This window comes from Streptomyces sp. NPDC033177 (assembly GCF_055577715.1).
On record NZ_JBVIPS010000001.1, the window covers coordinates 1,040,455 to 1,052,772 of the forward strand.

Genomic DNA, 12,318 nt, shown 5'->3' on the forward strand with positions numbered 1-12,318 from the left:
GACAGAGGTGGAACTCATGACGTTGGTGCCCCCTTGGCATCGAAGGCCTTGAGCCGGTCGAGGACCCTGTCGGCGGTCGGGTCCGCCATCCGGTCCACGAGGCGGCCGTCGGCCAGGAAGACGACCTCGTCGGCGTGGGCCGCGGCCACCGGGTCATGGGTGACCATGACGACGGTGCGGTCCATCTGCCGCACGGCGCGGCCGAGGAGGCGCAGCACCTCTTCACCGGAGCGCGAGTCGAGGTTGCCGGTCGGCTCGTCGGCGAAGACCACGTCGGGCCGGCCCGCGAACGCCCGTGCCACGGCTACGCGTTGCTGCTGCCCGCCGGAGAGTTCTGCGGGCCGGTGATGCAGCCGGTCGCGCAGCCCCACCACGTCGATGAGAGCGTCGGTCCACTCCGCTGATGCCCCGTCACGCTGCTTGCCCGCGAGGTCCATCGGGAGCGTGATGTTCTCGGCGACGGTCAGCGTCGGCACCAGGTTGAAGGCCTGGAAGACGAAGCCGATGCGGTCGCGGCGCAGGAGGGTGAGCCGCCGGTCGTCGAGCGAGCCGAGCTCGGTGTCGCCGATGTGGGCGGCTCCCGAGGTGAGGGTGTCCAGGCCCGCGGCACAGTGCATCAGGGTGGACTTGCCGGAGCCCGACGGGCCCATGATCGCGGTGAAGCGCCCGGCGGGAAAGCCGACGCTCACCCCGTCCAGGGCCCGTACGGCGGTGTCGCCGCTGCCGTAGACCTTGACTGCGTCGGTGACACGGGCGGCGTCGACGGTGTCGGCGCCGCTGCGGTGTCCGGTTGCAGCGGTCATGCCGCACCGCCCTTGGAGGTGCGTCCGAACTCCTCGTTCAGGACGGACAGGCGCCGCCAGTACTCGTCCTCGTCGATCTCGCCGGAGGCGAAGCGGCGGCCAAGGACGGCGATGGGCGAGTTCTCGTCGATGCGTACGCCTCGCTCGGCGCCGTTCCGCTGCCACGGTGCGCGGCGGCCCCGCCAGACGGTGCGGCGGAGCAGGGTGATGCCGCCGATCACGACGGCCGCCCAGATGAGCGGGAAGAACAGGATCCACGGGCCGGGCCCGCCGTCGAAGTGAGCCAGGGTGTTCATGATGTCCATCTCCTCGGGAGCGATGCCTGCGGTGTGCGCTGCTTTGACCGGTGCTTTCCGGTGTCTTGAGGCTCGCGCTCCGAGGGGGTCCACGTCGTCGTACGGCCAGCGGCAGTGCGTGTACCACTGCGGGAGTATGTGGGGGCTGGGGAGCTGCTCCCGGGGTGGGGCCGGGTGGGCACGCTGCATGGGTTAGGCCGAACAGCGCAACATCTGTACCTACTAGTATGTACAGTAGATCCATGAACACCCCGGAGCGTCTGATCGAGTCCACCCGCGAACTGCTGTGGGAGCGCGGATACGTCGGCACGAGCCCCAAGGCGATTCAGCAGCACGCGGGCGCCGGACAGGGCAGCATGTACCACCACTTCGCGGGGAAGCCCGACCTGGCGCTCGCCGCGATCAGGCGTACGGCGGAGGAGATGCGCGCCGCGGCCGAGGGCGTGCTCGGCGGCACCGAATCGGCGTACGAACGCATCGAGGCGTATCTGCTGCGCGAGCGCGACGTACTGCGCGGCTGCCCGATCGGACGGCTGACGATGGACCCGGACGTCGTCACGAGCGACGAGCTGCGCGCACCCGTCACCGAGACGCTCGACTGGCTGCGGGACCGCATCGCGGGGGTCGTCGAAGAGGGCAAAGAGCGGGGCGAGTTCGCGGCAACCCTCGACGCGCAGGCGATCGCGGCGACGGTTGTCGCGACGGTCCAGGGCGGATACGTGCTGGCCCGCGCCTCGGGTTCACCCGAGGCATTCGACACCGGAGCACGGGGTTTGCTCGCCCTCCTGTTCACGGCCACCAGCCCTACACCGTAGGGGGCTTGGGGGCCTGGGGGACTTGAGGGCGGAAACGAGTATTTGGCGATTCGAGAACCAGGAGCGCAGCACCATGCACGCGATGCAGTACGAGATCACACTTCCGGCCGATTACGACATGGGCATCATCCGCAAAAGGGTCGCCACCAAGGGCCACTTGCTGGACAACTACCCGGGTCTCGGGGCCAAGGCGTACCTGATCCGCGAACGCGGGGTCGGCGACTCCCCCGTCAACCAGTACGCACCGTTCTACCTCTGGAACACCCCCGAGGGCATGAACTCCTTCCTCTGGGGCCCCGGATTCCAGGGCATCGTCGACGACTTCGGGCGGCCAGAGGTGCAGCACTGGACGGGGCTGGCGTTCGCGGAGGGGGCCGCCTCGGACGCCGCGTCGTCCGCGAGGGCGGCGATACGACGCCGCCAGCGCATCCCGGCCCGCACCCACCTGGGCGGCTTCGCAGGCGAACTGGCAGCTGAAGCAAGCCGGTTGGCGCGGCAGGAGGGCGCGCTCTTCGCAGCGACGGCCATCGACCCACGCGCGTGGGAGGCGCTGCACTTCTCCGTCTGGGACCACGAGTCACCCAAGGGGGAGGGCGATGTGTTCCAGGTGTTGCACCTGTCCGCGCCGGAGCGGCACGTACTCCCCAGGGGGCGACAGTGGTGAGCGCGGACCGCACGGCGGGGGCGGCAGGTGTGGCTCGTACTCGTACGGTCCGCGAGGGCCGGACAGCCCGAACGGCCCGAACGGTCCGAACAGTCCGAACGGTCCTCGGGGACGTAGATCCGGTAGAACTCGGCACGTGCGACGCCCATGACCACCTGTTCCTGACGAGCCCTCAACTCCCGGGTCAGGAGCTGGACTCGCCGGCCGCGTCGGCCCAGGAGCTCGCGGCCTTCCGGGAGGCCGGTGGCGAGAGCCTGATCCAGTGGACACCGCACGGCATGGGGCGCCGCTCCGGCGACCTGCCCGAGCTGTCCCGGACGTCGGGCGTACGCATCGTCGCGGCGACGGGGCTTCACCAAGCAGCCCACTACACAACGGAGTTGCTCGAACGTCTCCATACCGACGGACTTGCGGATCTCTTCGTACGGGAGATCACCCAGGGGATCGCCGACACCGGCGTGCGGGCCGGGCTGATCAAGGTCGCGGGCGGGTTCCACGGTCTGGACTCGCACGCCCGCTGGACGATGGAAGCGGCGGCCGAGGCCCACCACGCGACCGGCGCGCCCATCGCCGTCCACCTGGAGCTCGGCACAGGCGCACTGGACGTACTCGACTTGCTGTGCGGCGAGTTGCTCGTCCCGCCCGATCGCCTGATCCTCGGCCACCTGAACCGCGCCCCCGACCTCGCGATCCACCGCCAAGCGGCCGAAGCCGGCGCGTACCTCGCCTTCGACGGCCCCTCCCGCGCCCAACACGCCACAGACTGGCGCATGCCGGAAGCGGTACAGACCCTGACCGAGGCAGGCTTCGCCGACCAACTGCTCCTGGGCGGCGACACGACAACGGCCGGAGCCCGCGCGGTGAACGGCGGGCCAGGCCTGCCGTATCTGCTGCGCAGGGTGCGCCCGCGGCTCGAACTCGCCCTGGGGGAAGAACTGGTCGGAAACATCCTGCGGGACAACCCGGCACGGGCGTTCGCGGTGGACTGGGCGTAGGAACCGGCACGTCCCGTCAGCTCAACCGTTCTTCCGCCACGAAGCCCGCCGCCAAGTGCGAGAGCAGCCGTCCAGGTGTGTCCTCCTGGATGGTGTGGCCCGCGCCGTCCACCCAGATCAGTTCGGCGTGTGGGATTCGCGTGCGCAGGTACTCGGCGAACTCCGTTGGCAGCAGGAGATCTTCGCGTCCCCAGATGATGCGGGTCGGCACGGCCACCAGGCCGAGGAGGGGCTCGAGCTCGTCCGTCTGGGACTGTTCGAACTGGCGGTACTGGCGGTAGAACGCCGCTTGGCCTTCCGGGCCCCGCCACGGGTCGAGGTAGGCGTCCAGTACGCCCGGCCGGTAGCCGGTGTGCGTGGCGTGGCGGAGGTGGCTTGCCACCAGTGCCTCGTGGGCGTAGTCGGGGAGTTGCTCGAAGACGTGCGCGTTCTCGCGGATGAGTTTGAAGTAACCCGTCCCCCACGCACCACCGCCGACCGCGTCCACCAACGTGAGGTCTCCGTACTCCGCGCCCTCCAGGAGCAGCGCCCGCAACGCCACCGCCCCGCCCACATCGTGCGCGACGACGCCGGGGCGGGCCAGGCCCCAGTGCGCGAGCAGCCGGGCGAAGATCCTCCCCTGCACCACCAGACCGACGTCCTGCCCCTCCCGCCGCTCCGACTGCCCGAAGCCGAGCAGGTCCCAGACATAGACCTTGCGTGTCCGGGCGAGGGCGGGGGCGATCTCGCGCCAGATGTACGACGAGAACGGCGAGCCGTGCAGGAGGACCACCGGGTCGCCTTCCCCGAACGATGTCCACCTCACGTAGCCGTCCGGCGTCTCGAACTTCTCTGCCAAGTGCCACTGCACCAGGTACCTCCCGCTGGTCGCAAACCGCTCTGTCTTCGCGTCCTTCGCGTCTTTCTCGTTCTTCTCGTTCTTCTCGCTCTTCTCGCTCTTCTCGCTCTTCTCGCTCTAGTGATCGACGTTACTAGTAGATCTCTTTAAGCGGTAACCCCTGCCCGCGTATTGCACTGAGCGTTCCAAAACTTGTACTGTACCGACATGGCCCGACCGAGAACCTTCGACGAGGAGCGGGCCCTGGACGCGGCGATGCGCGCCTTCTGGGTGAATGGCTACGAGGCCACCTCGACCCAGGATCTGTGCGAAGCCACCGGCCTGGGCCGCAGCAGCATCTACAACACCTTCAGCAGCAAGCACGAACTGTTCCGACGAGCCCTGGCCCGCTACATGGACTCCATGACGTCCGTCCAGGTCGAGATTCTGGATGACGTGGGACGCTCCCCGATGGAGCGCCTTCGCGCACTGTTCGAGCGCGTCATCGACACCGAGTACGAGTGCCGCGAGAACGGGCACAGCATCGGCTGCCTGACCGTCAACACGACGGTGGAGCTGGCCGGGCGCGACCCCGAGGCCGCCGAGATGCTCGCCGGCGACCTCGCGGTGCGGCTGGCCGCCATCAGCGCCGTCATCCGTACAGGGCAGAGCGGTGGTGACGTCACATCCACGCGGGACGCGGGCGAGCTGGCCCAGTTCCTGAACGCCGTCATCGGCGGAATGCGGGTCTCCGCCCAGGGCGGCGTCGACCGCGCGGCCCTGACGGCCATCGCCGAGACCGCCTTGGACGCGTTGATGTCTTGATGGCTTGACGTCCTAATGGCTTGACTCGTTGGCAGGTCGGCGTGTCGTTTCGCGGCCCGTCAGCCTCTCCCTTCGCCCCAGGGCTGCCTCTGCATGCCGCATGCCCTTGTTTTGTACTGATCAGTTCATAACCGACCCGCCACCCCACCCCCGACAGGAGCCCCCATGCCCCGCGCCGTCTATCTGCTGGCCCTCGGCATCTTCGCCATGGTGACCAGTGAGTTCGTGGTCGCCGGTCTGATGCCGCAGATGGCCGACAGTCTCGATGCCACGGTTCCGGAGATCGGCTACCTGATCACCGCCTTCGCCACGGCGATGGCTCTCGGCGGGCCCTTCCTGACGATCGCCCTGCTGAAGGTGCGTCACAAATCGGCCCTGATGGTCCTGTTCGGCGTCTTCCTGGCAGGCAACGTCCTAGCCGCCCTGGCCCCGGACTATCGCACCATGCTGGTGGCCCGCATCATCACGGGCATCGCGTCGCAGGCCTTCTTCGGCGTCTCCATCTCGATGTGCTCAGAGCTCACCCGTCCCGAAGTGCGGGGCAGGGCCATCGCGGTGGCCCTCAACGGGCTGATGCTCGGCACTCTCCTCGGGCTGCCTCTCGCCACCGTCATTGGTGAACACCTGGGCTGGCGCGCCGCGTTCTGGGCCATCACCGGCCTGACCGTCATCGCCGCGCTCGCCACCTTCGTCGGAGTGCCCCGCGTGGAACCCGCCAGGGCCGAAGGTGTGGGTGGTGGCAGTGGTGTCGATGGTGGCGAAGGTGTCGGCAGCGGGACAAGCCTTAGCCTGCGCCAGGAACTGGGCGCCCTCCGCAACCCCAGGCTCTGGCTCACGCTCACCACCAGCACCTTCGTCATCGGCGCCACGTTCTCCGCCTTCAGCTATCTCAACCCGATCCTCACCGAGGTCACCGGCTTCTCCACGGGCACCGTCCCGCTCCTGCTCATCGCGTACGGAGCAGCCACGGTCATCGGCAACACCGTCGTCGGTCGGTTCGCCGACAAACACACCGTGCCGGTCCTGCTCACCGGCCTGTTGCTCAACCTCGCGTTCCTCGCCGGTTTCGCAATATTCGCCCAACTGAGCCTGGCGGCTGTGGCGTTGATGATGGGCATCGGCCTTGTCGGGGTCACCATGAACCCGGCCCTGGTGACCCGCGTACAGCGCACGGGCAACGCCCGGCCGCTGGTGAACACCGTCCACACCTCGTTCATCACCCTCGGCATCATCATCGCGACGTCCGTAGGCGGGCCCGCCATCGATACGTTCGGCCTGCGGGCCCCGCTCTGGATCGGCGCCGCCCTCGCGGTGTTCGGTCTCCTCACCCTGTTGCCCGACCTGAAGCGGCTGCGTGAGAAGCGAACGGAGGAGCCAACCACAGCCGTCCTGGGTGGAGTTGAGCCCCATGACCCAGCCGCCGGGCCCCAGGGCGCGGCTCCCGAGAACCCGAAGGAGAACGCCCGCGCCTAGGGCCTTCTGGCGGGCAGCCCCAACAGGGCCTTAACCCAACGCCCCGAGGGGGTCGTCGAGCACCGGCTGCCAGGCCAGTTCGGCGGCCCCCACCAGGCTGTTGTGGTCCAGCGTGCAGGCAAGGATCGGTACGCCGCCGCTGCGCCCCCACAGGCTCCGGTCGGCGACGACGGCGCGCAGCCGCTCGGGGTCGGCCTCAAGTAGTGCGCGATGCAGGCCGCCCAGGATGATGCGGTCCGGGTTGAGGATGTTCACCAGCCCCGCGAGCCCGAGGCCGAGGCGGTCGATGAGCTCCTCGGCCGCCGCACGGACCGCGGGATCCCCGCCCCCGTCACGGAGCAGTTCGCGGGCCTGCAGCAACAGCCCTTCGGGGCCCGGCTCGCGGCCCGCCGCCGTGAGGAAGGCCAGCGGGTCGGTCTCGACGTCCAGACAGCCCCGGCTGCCGCAGTGGCAGGGGCGGCCCTCCGGATTGACGGTGAGGTGGCCGACCTCGAGCGCGAGGCCCGAACTCCCGGTGTGCAGACGCCCGTCGAGCACAAGCGCGCCGCCGACCCCGCGGTGTCCTGTCGCGACGCACAGCAGATCGCGTGCGCCACGCCCGGCGCCGTGCCGGTGCTCGGCGAGCGCGGCGAGGTTGACGTCGTTGGCGGCGAACGCGGGTCCGGCGATCCCCGCGTCCCGTACGCAGTCGGCGAAGATCTGGCGGACCTGCGAGCCCGCGGGCCACGCCAGGTGCAGCGGGTTGAGCGCGGTGCCCTCCGGTTCGGCGACGGCCGATGGCACGGCGAGGCCCGCGCCCACGCACCGCCTGCCGGTCTCCCGCAGCAGTTGCGCACCCGCGTCGATGACCGAGCCGAGTACCTGCGCGGGGTCGGCGTCGATCGTCTCGCAACCGGGCGCGGTGGCGACGATCCGGCCGCCGAGCCCGACGAGCGCGGCCCGGAAACCGTCGGAGTGCACCTGCGCGGCCAGCGCGACAGGTCCGTCCTCCGCGATGGAGAGGCCGTGCGAGGGACGGCCCTGCGAACCGGCGGGCGCACTCGGCCTCGCGTCGATCCTGATCAGGCCGAGCGCCTCCAGCTCGGCGGCGACGGCGCCCGCGGTGGCGCGGGTGACGCCGAGTTCGGCGGTGAGTACGGCACGGGTCGGGGCGCGCCCGGTGTGGACGAGCTCAAGGGCGGGCCCGAGCGCTCCGCGCCCTCGCTCCAGGCGCGTACGCGTGGACAGATCCCCCTCGACGCGGGGGGCAGCCTTGCCGTTCATGAGGGCGAGTCTCCCATGATCCGTACGCCGTCTTGCCGTTCAGCCGTCATCTGCCCGTACACCGCCCGCCCACTTCCCTTCCCCTGCCGCAACGAAATCCCACCCAACACCGGTCCGCCGACCTGCGAACCGGGAATCTTCTGCATCTCGACGACCGGACAGCATTCGCTCACCCGCGAGCCTCCCGCCACTGATGCCCCACCACCCCCACCACCCACGGGTGACCGCCACCTCACACCAACCGTCTTGTACACCACGGGGGCACACCTCTACTCTGACTTTGTGCCGCTAGTAAACAAAACCACGTCCGCAGCGTCGCGGGCCACTCCCCCGGGCCTTGTCCGGCTCCGTGTCGCACTCACCGTCTTCTTCGCGCTCGACGGCTTCATCTTCGCCGGATGGGTCGTCCGCATCCCCGCCATCAAGGAACAGACCGGCGCGTCGGCCAGCGACCTCGGGCTCGCGCTGCTCGGCGTCTCCGCCGGTGCCGTGATCACGATGACGCTCACCGGGCGGCTCTGCCGTCGCTTCGGCAGCCATCCGGTCACCGTGGCCTGCGGAGTCCTGATGCCGCTGAGCATCGCGCTGCCGCCGCTGACCCATTCGGCACTCGCGCTCGGGCTCGTGCTCCTGGTGTTCGGCGCCGCGTACGGCGGGATCAACGTCGCCATGAACAGCGCCGCCGTCGACCTGGTGGCCGCCATGCGGCGCCCGATCATGCCCAGCTTCCATGCCGCGTTCAGCCTGGGCGGCATGGTCGGCGCGGGGGTCGGCGGGCTGATCGCCGGGTCCCTCTCCCCCACGCGCCACCTGCTCGGCCTCACCGTGATCGGCCTGCTCGTCACCGCCGTCGCGGGACGCACGCTCCTGCGCCTCGAACCTCCCGCCCCGCCCGCGGACCAGCAGGCGCAAAAGGACACCCCGCGGCGCCTGGACCCCCGTACCCGCCGCCTGGTGATCGTCTTCGGCTTCATCGCCCTCTGCACCGCCTTCGGCGAAGGAGCACTCGCCGACTGGGGCGCCCTCCACCTCGAACAGGACCTCGCCGCCCATCCCGGCATCGCAGCCGCCGGTTACTCCTGCTTCGCCCTCGCCATGACCATCGGCCGCCTCAGCGGCACCACCCTGCTCGAACGCCTCGGTCAGACCCCGATACTCGTCGCGGGCGGCACCACAGCCGCCGCCGGCATGCTCCTGGGCGCCCTCGCCCCCACCGTCTGGCTCGCCCTGATCGGCTTCGCCGTCACCGGGCTCGGCCTCGCCAACATCTTTCCCGTGGCCGTCGAGCGCGCAGGCGCCCTGGCAGGCCCGAACGGCGTCGCCACCGCCTCCACCCTCGGCTACGGCGGCATGCTTCTCGGCCCGCCCGCCATCGGTTTCATGGCCGACTGGTTCACTCTGCCGACAGCCCTCACCAGCGTGGCGGTTCTCGCAGCCCTCGCCGCGCTGATCGGCTACACCACCCGCCGCTGACCCTCCTGGGCAGGCGAGCACGGTCGTACGCCTTCTCCGGCGGGCGTCGGCTCGAAGGGACCGCGCCTGCCCTCGAGCCCACTTCATCCGGCAGAATCCCGCCCATGGAGATCTCGGAGCACCTTGAAGTTCTTGACGCGGAAGGCAAGTTGCTGACCCGTACCGCCGAGGCGGCCGGGGCAGACGCCAAGGTGGCCACCTGTCCCGGCTGGGCGGTGCGCGATCTACTGGGGCACACGGGCGCGGTGCACCGCTGGGCCGCGGCATTCGTCGCCGACAAGCAGACCTCGCCGAGCCCCATCGGCGAACCGCCGGAGCTCGACGGCGCCGCCCTGCTCGACTGGTACCGGCAGGCGCACGCCGACCTGGTCGCGACCCTTCGTGCCGCCGCACCCGACGTACAGTGCTGGGCCTTCCTGCCCGCGCCGTCACCGCTCGCCTTCTGGGCGCGGCGACAGGCGAACGAGACGACGATCCATCGCGTGGACGCCGAGTCCGCGCGCGGGGGTGCGCCGTCGCCGATCGGTACGGAGTTCGCCGCGGACGGGATCGACGAGCTGCTCCGCGGGTTCCACGCGCGCGAACGCAGCAGGGTGCGTACGGAAGGACCTCGTACTCTGCGGGTGCGTGCGACGGACGCGGACGCGGTGTGGACCGTACGTCTCTCGCAGGAGCCGCCCGTCACCGAGCGGGGCGAGGACGGCCGGGCCGACTGCGAGGTGTCGGGGCCCGCGGAGCGCCTCTATCTCGCGCTGTGGAACCGCGCACCGTTCCCGCAGGTCACCGGCGACACCGCGCTAAGCACGTTGTGGAGCGAGACGTCGGGCGTATAAGAGGGCGGGCACGAGTGGGCTAGTGGGGGTCCGGCCCCGCCAGCATCCGCTCAAGTACCGCACGCTGCAACGGCCGTACCTCCGTGTGCAGCCGGCGCCCCTTGTCGGTGAGTACGACCCGCACCCCGCGCCGGTCCTCACTGCACATGGCGCGCTCCACCAGGCCGTCCTTCTCCAGGCGGCCGATGAGGCGGGACAGGGCGCTCTGGCTCAGATGGATCCGGCCCGCGATGTCCTGCACGCGGTAGGCACAGTCGCCGTCCGACGCGGCGCCCTCGGACAGCACGTCGAGGACCTCGAAGTCGCTCGCCCCGAGGCCGTGCTCGCGCAGGGCGCTGTCGAGTTCACACAGGGTGCGCGCGTGCACCGCGAGGATGTCGCGCCATTGGTCCACGAGCCCTTGCTCGGCCTTTTTCGCCGCCATGACATCGCACGGTAGCAGAGAATCCGCTCTTTGTTGCATCGGAATTAAATGCACTTGCAGTCAATGCACATGCATGTACCGTGCTCCGCATGACTTCTCCGCTCACAGCTGCCTCCGCGTCCCCGGAGCGCTGGTCCCCACGGCTGTGGGGCACTCTTCTCGTGCTCTGCGCCGCGATGTTCCTCGACGCACTCGACGTATCGATGGTCGGCGTCGCGCTGCCCTCCATCGGCTCCGAACTGAACCTCTCCACCTCGACCCTCCAGTGGGTCGTGAGCGGCTACATCCTCGGCTACGGCGGCCTCCTGCTGCTGGGCGGCCGAGCGGCCGACCTGCTCGGGCGGCGCCGCGTCTTCCTGATCGCGCTCGCCGTCTTCGCCCTCGCCTCGCTGCTCGGCGGGTTCGTCGACTCGGGTCCGCTGCTGATCGCCAGCCGCTTCATCAAGGGCCTGAGCGCCGCGTTCACCGCGCCTGCCGGCCTTTCCATCATCACCACGACGTTCGCCGAGGGCCCGCTCCGCAACCGCGCGCTCACCATCTACACCACCTGCGCCGCCACCGGCTTCTCCATGGGCCTGGTCCTCTCGGGGCTGCTCACCGAGGCCAGCTGGCGCCTGACGATGCTGCTGCCCGCGCCCATCGCCGTCATCGCGCTGATCGCCGGGCTCAAGCTGATCCCGCGCAGCGCCCGCGAGAAGAACGTCGGCGGCTACGACGTGCCGGGTGCCGTCACCGGCACGGCGGCGATGCTGCTGCTCGTGTTCACCGTCGTCGAGGCACCGGAGGCAGGGTGGGCGTCGGCCCGCACCCTCCTGTCGTTCCTCGCCGCGGCCGTGCTGCTCACCGTCTTCGTACGCATCGAACTGCGCTCGGCGAGCCCGTTGATCCGCCTCGGCGTCCTGCGCTCGGGGTCTCAACTCCGGGCACAGATCGGTGCGATGACGTTCTTCGGCGGCTATGTCTCCTTCCAGTTCCTGGCCACGCAGTACTTCCAGACGCTGCTCGGCTGGTCCGCCCTGGAGACCGCTCTCGCCTTCCTGCCCGCGGGCGCCCTGGTCGCCCTGTCGTCCACGAAGGTCGGCTCGGTGATCGACCGGTTCGGCACACCGCGGGTCATCGTGGCGGGCTTCGTCCTGCTCGTCGCCTCGTACGTGCTGTTCCTGCGCGTCAGCCTCACCCCGTCGTACGCGTCCATGGTGCTGCCGTCCATGATCCTGCTCGGCTTCGCGTGCGCGCTTGTCTTCCCCTCGCTCAACATCCAGGCCACCAACGGCGTGGACGACGATGAGCAGGGCATGGTGTCGGGCCTGCTCAACACCTCGATCCAGGTGGGCGGCGCCATCTTCCTCGCCGTCGTCACGGCCGTGATCACCGCGGCCTCGCACGGCTCCGACGCCTCGCCGCAGGCCGTGCTCGACAGCTACCGGCCCGGCCTGATCGTGGTGACGGCCATCGCGGTCGCGGGCCTGCTCATCACCCTCACCGGGGTGCGGGCGAGGCGGACGCGGGAGACGGTCGTCGTCACCAAGTCGGCGCCCCAGGCAGCGGCGGAGAAGACGGTGGAGAAGGAGCCGGTCACCGTCAACGACTGACCGCGCGCCCCATCAACAGGTCGCTCCCGGCGTGCAGTTGCTTGC

13 protein-coding genes are annotated in these 12,318 nt (G+C 69.9%); 8 read left to right on the forward strand and 5 right to left on the reverse strand.

Annotation, left to right across the window (positions count from 1 at the left end; translation table 11 throughout):
- Positions 1 to 14 precede the first annotated feature (14 nt).
- Both ACZ5U5_RS04640 and ACZ5U5_RS04645 read right to left on the reverse strand, forming a co-directional pair.
- Positions 15 to 803: an ABC transporter ATP-binding protein gene (locus ACZ5U5_RS04640; RefSeq protein ID WP_469016158.1), complete on the reverse strand. Its 789-nt coding sequence runs from the start codon at positions 801 to 803 to the stop codon at positions 15 to 17.
- Entirely contained in the window at positions 800 to 1,099 is a 300-nt protein-coding gene (locus ACZ5U5_RS04645; protein ID WP_469016161.1) for an SHOCT domain-containing protein, read from the reverse strand. The genes ACZ5U5_RS04640 and ACZ5U5_RS04645 overlap by 4 nt, the downstream gene beginning before the upstream one ends.
- 242 nt (positions 1,100 to 1,341) lie before the next feature.
- Between ACZ5U5_RS04645 and ACZ5U5_RS04650 the strand changes: the two genes are divergently transcribed.
- The 3 genes from ACZ5U5_RS04650 to ACZ5U5_RS04660 all read left to right on the forward strand — a co-directional run bounded on the left by ACZ5U5_RS04650 (position 1,342) and on the right by ACZ5U5_RS04660 (position 3,573).
- On the forward strand, positions 1,342 to 1,914 hold the full coding sequence (locus tag ACZ5U5_RS04650; protein WP_469016164.1) for a TetR/AcrR family transcriptional regulator: 573 nt from the start codon (positions 1,342 to 1,344) through the stop codon (positions 1,912 to 1,914).
- Between the two features lie 73 nt (positions 1,915 to 1,987).
- Positions 1,988 to 2,578, forward strand: a complete 591-nt coding sequence (locus tag ACZ5U5_RS04655) for a DUF4865 family protein (RefSeq protein ID WP_469016166.1) — start codon at positions 1,988 to 1,990, stop codon at positions 2,576 to 2,578.
- Positions 2,575 to 3,573 carry a phosphotriesterase family protein gene (locus ACZ5U5_RS04660; RefSeq protein ID WP_469016168.1) on the forward strand — a complete coding sequence of 333 codons (999 nt, stop codon included), beginning with the start codon at positions 2,575 to 2,577 and terminating at the stop codon, positions 3,571 to 3,573. Before ACZ5U5_RS04655 ends, ACZ5U5_RS04660 begins: the two co-directional genes overlap by 4 nt.
- Positions 3,574 to 3,589: 16 nt before the next feature.
- On the opposite strand, the gene ACZ5U5_RS04665 is transcribed toward ACZ5U5_RS04660, so the two are convergent.
- A complete protein-coding gene (locus tag ACZ5U5_RS04665) occupies positions 3,590 to 4,423 on the reverse strand; it encodes an alpha/beta fold hydrolase (RefSeq protein ID WP_469016171.1) in 834 nt (277 codons plus the stop codon).
- Between the two features lie 195 nt (positions 4,424 to 4,618).
- On the opposite strand from ACZ5U5_RS04665, the gene ACZ5U5_RS04670 reads away from it, so the two are divergent.
- Together ACZ5U5_RS04670 and ACZ5U5_RS04675 are read left to right on the forward strand one after the other, a co-directional pair.
- Entirely contained in the window at positions 4,619 to 5,215 is a 597-nt protein-coding gene (locus tag ACZ5U5_RS04670; protein ID WP_469016173.1) for a TetR/AcrR family transcriptional regulator, read from the forward strand.
- 165 nt (positions 5,216 to 5,380) lie between these two features.
- Complete coding sequence (locus ACZ5U5_RS04675; protein ID WP_469016176.1) at positions 5,381 to 6,688, forward strand: MFS transporter; 1,308 nt, start codon at positions 5,381 to 5,383, stop codon at positions 6,686 to 6,688.
- A 30-nt stretch (positions 6,689 to 6,718) separates the two neighbouring features.
- Here ACZ5U5_RS04675 and ACZ5U5_RS04680 read toward each other — a convergent pair whose 3' ends face one another.
- The gene (locus tag ACZ5U5_RS04680) at positions 6,719 to 7,951 is read right to left on the reverse strand and encodes an ROK family protein (RefSeq protein WP_469016179.1); all 1,233 of its coding nucleotides are present in this window, start codon (positions 7,949 to 7,951) and stop codon (positions 6,719 to 6,721) included.
- A 282-nt stretch (positions 7,952 to 8,233) separates the two neighbouring features.
- Between ACZ5U5_RS04680 and ACZ5U5_RS04685 the strand changes: the two genes are divergently transcribed.
- Both ACZ5U5_RS04685 and ACZ5U5_RS04690 read left to right on the forward strand, forming a co-directional pair.
- Positions 8,234 to 9,424: an MFS transporter gene (locus tag ACZ5U5_RS04685; RefSeq protein WP_469016181.1), complete on the forward strand. Its 1,191-nt coding sequence runs from the start codon at positions 8,234 to 8,236 to the stop codon at positions 9,422 to 9,424.
- A gap of 104 nt (positions 9,425 to 9,528) precedes the next feature.
- The gene (locus ACZ5U5_RS04690; RefSeq protein WP_469016184.1) at positions 9,529 to 10,257 is read left to right on the forward strand and encodes a maleylpyruvate isomerase family mycothiol-dependent enzyme; all 729 of its coding nucleotides are present in this window, start codon (positions 9,529 to 9,531) and stop codon (positions 10,255 to 10,257) included.
- Positions 10,258 to 10,276: 19 nt separating this feature from the next.
- Here the strand turns inward: ACZ5U5_RS04690 and ACZ5U5_RS04695 are convergent, their stop codons facing one another.
- Entirely contained in the window at positions 10,277 to 10,681 is a 405-nt protein-coding gene (locus ACZ5U5_RS04695) for a MarR family winged helix-turn-helix transcriptional regulator (protein ID WP_469016187.1), read from the reverse strand.
- An 89-nt stretch (positions 10,682 to 10,770) separates the two neighbouring features.
- Between ACZ5U5_RS04695 and ACZ5U5_RS04700 the strand changes: the two genes are divergently transcribed.
- Positions 10,771 to 12,273, forward strand: coding sequence for an MFS transporter (locus ACZ5U5_RS04700; RefSeq protein ID WP_469016189.1), 1,503 nt, complete (start codon positions 10,771 to 10,773; stop codon positions 12,271 to 12,273).
- The last annotated feature ends 45 nt before the right edge of the window (positions 12,274 to 12,318 follow it).

What these genes read in the sequence shown, in the direction of transcription:
- ACZ5U5_RS04640 (WP_469016158.1), bottom strand. Translation starts at nt 803, where the DNA reads ATGACCGCTGCAACCGGACACCGCAGCGGCGCCGACACCGTCGACGCC.
- ACZ5U5_RS04645 (WP_469016161.1), bottom strand. Translation starts at nt 1,099, where the DNA reads ATGAACACCCTGGCTCACTTCGACGGCGGGCCCGGCCCGTGGATCCTG.
- ACZ5U5_RS04650 (WP_469016164.1), top strand. Translation starts at nt 1,342, where the DNA reads ATGAACACCCCGGAGCGTCTGATCGAGTCCACCCGCGAACTGCTGTGG.
- ACZ5U5_RS04655 (WP_469016166.1), top strand. Translation starts at nt 1,988, where the DNA reads ATGCACGCGATGCAGTACGAGATCACACTTCCGGCCGATTACGACATG.
- ACZ5U5_RS04670 (WP_469016173.1), top strand. Translation starts at nt 4,619, where the DNA reads ATGGCCCGACCGAGAACCTTCGACGAGGAGCGGGCCCTGGACGCGGCG.
- ACZ5U5_RS04675 (WP_469016176.1), top strand. Translation starts at nt 5,381, where the DNA reads ATGCCCCGCGCCGTCTATCTGCTGGCCCTCGGCATCTTCGCCATGGTG.
- ACZ5U5_RS04680 (WP_469016179.1), bottom strand. Translation starts at nt 7,951, where the DNA reads ATGAACGGCAAGGCTGCCCCCCGCGTCGAGGGGGATCTGTCCACGCGT.
- ACZ5U5_RS04690 (WP_469016184.1), top strand. Translation starts at nt 9,529, where the DNA reads ATGGAGATCTCGGAGCACCTTGAAGTTCTTGACGCGGAAGGCAAGTTG.
- ACZ5U5_RS04695 (WP_469016187.1), bottom strand. Translation starts at nt 10,681, where the DNA reads ATGGCGGCGAAAAAGGCCGAGCAAGGGCTCGTGGACCAATGGCGCGAC.
- ACZ5U5_RS04700 (WP_469016189.1), top strand. Translation starts at nt 10,771, where the DNA reads ATGACTTCTCCGCTCACAGCTGCCTCCGCGTCCCCGGAGCGCTGGTCC.